The following is a 3,048-nucleotide window of genomic DNA, read 5'->3' as shown; positions in this document are numbered from 1 at the left end:
TAAGACCCCCATCTCAAAATTCAGCGAAAGCAAAGAAGTTAGGTGGGGGTTGGGCTGATAATCAGTGGAGGATGAACAAACCCCCCACTGATTAAAGTTTCACTTTATTGGAAAGGTGATGAAATAAATGACAGTTCTTTTAGTGGAAAATCTATATCAAATGTCTATTGTTTTACTGATTTTATGTTCATTTTGTTTTTATAGATATTTAAAGAAAATAAAAAAGGAAAGAAAGCTTACAGGTTTTGAAATTACGATGTATATCGTTACGCAACTTGCGTATTTCATTTGGGCGGCAACAACTTTTCTTAAAATGTTATCAGAATAGTAATCTTAAAGTGTTAGATGCTGAACAGTAATGTACAGGAGCAGTAACGGTATAAACGTGGGCAAGGGTAATTTCTCTAGTGGGTAAATAAATATAGTCGATAACTAGATGGATAACAATATTACTTATAACATCTTTATAAAAAGAGAGGATATAAATGGAACAATATAAATTAATTTTAAAAGGGCCTAAACAACTCAAGTGGGAAATAAATGAAATTAAGGACATACAGGACGATGAAATTATCGTTAAAACAATCGCAGGAGCGATAAGCATTGGGGCCGAGTTACCACAGTATAATGGATCCGATGTTACGGAAACGAATCCTTTTTATCCAAGAAAAACTGGATATGAAAGTTATGGTGAAGTGATTCAAGTTGGTAATAAAGTAACACATGTAAACGTAGGTGATAAAGTAGTTTCTTTTTATGGACATGAAACGATAGGGATAGTTAAGGGGCATAAAGTAATCCGAGTGCCTAGTTCTATACAACCTAAAGTTGCTTTATTATCTATTCTTTCGTGTGATGCCGCTAAAGGAGTATTGAAACTAAACCCGCGACAGGATGAAAAAGTACTTATAACTGGAATGGGAGTTATTGGTTTACTCGCTTGTAATTTCTTAAAATACTATGTAGGCATTGAGCACGTGGATGTTGTTGAGCCTAATAAAAATAGAAGAGATTTTGCAAAGAAGTTTGGTGCGAAAAACATATATGATTCAGAAGAGAAAATAATAGAAACATATAATTATGGTTTTGAATGTTCTGCTACAAATAGTGGGTTCCATACTTTGCAAAAAACTCTTAAAACTAATGGTGAAATATGTATACTGTCTGATGGTAATATAGAAGAACTAACATTAACTGCTAACTTTTATCAGAAAGAATTGCAAATCATTGGATCAAGTGATGGATCCGATTATCAAAAGCATGCAGATTGGTTTTTTGAAGAAATAGGAAAAACACCATTTATAGAAGAGATCTTTCAACATGAAATACATTATACTTCACTCATAGAATGCTTTGATGAATTGAGTTTAGGGATAATTAAACCATTAAAAGTATATGTTTCATATGAATAACGAAAAAAATGAGTAAATATTTGTCACATACCTTACAAATGTTTCGTCACATTTATGATTACTAAATGAGGAGGAACATATATGAAAATATTTGTAGCAGGTGCAACTGGTGTAATAGGACGTTCTTTATTACCACTGTTAATAAAAAATGGGCACACGGTGTTTGCGATGATCCGTACTACTTCGCAAGTAGAAGCAATGAAAAAGGTTGGTGCCATACCAGTAATAGCTGATGTATTTAATAGAGAGGCTGTATTTTCTGTATTAGAAGAAACAAATCCCGATATAGTTATTCATCAATTAACGTCATTGTCATCATGGAATTTTGAGGATAATGCAAAAATTAGAACAAAAGGCACTCGTAACCTTGTCGATGCAGCTAAAAATGTAGGGGTACAGAAAATAATCGCTCAAAGTATTTCATGGGCGTATGAACCAGGGGATACATTTGCGACTGAAAAAGATTCACTACATATTACTGCTTCCGCGCCTCGGCAAGTCACTGTTAATGGCATATTAAAATTAGAAGAAGCTGTTACTGAGTTACCTGAATCGGTTATACTTCGTTATGGCACATTATATGGACCAGGAACATGGTATGCGGAAAACGGATTAATAGCAAATCAAGTTCGTAATAAGGAGATTATCGCATCAGACGGGATAAGCTCGTTTATACATGTCGAAGATGCTGCAAGAGCTACTATGCTAGCCCTTAATTGGCCTTCAGGAATCGTAAATATTGTAGATAGTTATCCAGCAACTAGTAAAGAATGGTTACCAATATATGCAGCAGCGATAGGAGCACCTAAGCCTAAAGTTCAAGATGGGAAAAATAGTTGGGAAAGAGGAGCTTCCAATAATAAGGCACGTAAAGAGTATAGTTGGATACCTTTATTTCCAGCATGGTCTGAAGGATTTAACAACTTAATAGGTAAGTAAAACACAACTTTAATGGGAATGATAGTAAAATACACCATTAAAGGATTGGATTATTATGAATATAATTTGGGAAAGTATTATATTAACTTTTACTGGAATAATTGTTTTGAAAATGACAGGTAGTGCATCTGTCAGCCAAATGACAAGAGCTGAAATCATTATAGTTGTATCAATTGGCCGTATTATTGTAGAACCTGTATTAAGTAGAAAAGTAGTCCCATCTATATTCGCGGCCATCATATTTGCAAGCATACTACTTATCATTCATTTCTTTGAATTGAAATCAAGGAAGGTGGAACAATTTCTAAATGGAAGTAGCATTATAATTGTTGAAAACGGAGAGATTGTAAAAGAGAATTTGATTCAGGCAAAAATGTCGGAGCAACAACTATATATGCAATTAAGAGAAAAAGGGATCCATGATGTAACGAGTTTACAGCAAGTTACAGCGGAACCGAATGGGCGTATTGGTTATCGATTAATAAAAGAAGCAGAACCAATAACTTTAGAAATGTTAGAAAAAGTATTAGATCGGTACAATATAAAAAGATAATTTCTCGTGAGAAAAAGCAAATTTTTTAACGATAAAATGTAAGAGAGAACTATAATTAAAAGTTATTAAGAATTATTAAAGATGTTTATATATTGATTATGCACAAATAAAAAGGACAAGCATATAATAGAAGTACCTATTAAC

General features: G+C 33.3%; 4 protein-coding genes. All 4 read left to right on the top strand.

Going from position 1 to position 3,048, the window contains the following annotated elements:
* Positions 1–127 precede the first annotated feature (127 nt).
* The 4 genes from ABWK52_RS27720 (at position 128) to ABWK52_RS27705 (ending at position 2,904) form a co-directional block, all read left to right on the top strand.
* Positions 128–328, top strand: a complete 201-nt coding sequence (locus ABWK52_RS27720) for a hypothetical protein (protein WP_098541279.1) — start codon at positions 128–130, stop codon at positions 326–328.
* Positions 329–485: 157 nt separating this feature from the next.
* Positions 486–1,412: a zinc-dependent alcohol dehydrogenase gene (locus ABWK52_RS27715; RefSeq protein WP_000438841.1), complete on the top strand. Its 927-nt coding sequence runs from the start codon at positions 486–488 to the stop codon at positions 1,410–1,412.
* Between the two features lie 81 nt (positions 1,413–1,493).
* Entirely contained in the window at positions 1,494–2,351 is an 858-nt protein-coding gene (locus tag ABWK52_RS27710; RefSeq protein ID WP_098541277.1) for an NAD-dependent epimerase/dehydratase family protein, read from the top strand.
* A 55-nt stretch (positions 2,352–2,406) separates the two neighbouring features.
* Positions 2,407–2,904, top strand: coding sequence for a DUF421 domain-containing protein (locus tag ABWK52_RS27705; protein WP_001021698.1), 498 nt, complete (start codon positions 2,407–2,409; stop codon positions 2,902–2,904).
* Positions 2,905–3,048 lie beyond the last annotated feature (144 nt).

Source organism: Bacillus sp. AP50 (assembly GCF_040492675.1).
GTDB classification, from domain to species: Bacteria; Bacillota; Bacilli; order Bacillales; family Bacillaceae_G; genus Bacillus_A; species Bacillus_A cereus.
Note: the sequence above shows the minus strand (reverse complement) of the source record. Positions and strands in the feature narration are given on the sequence as shown.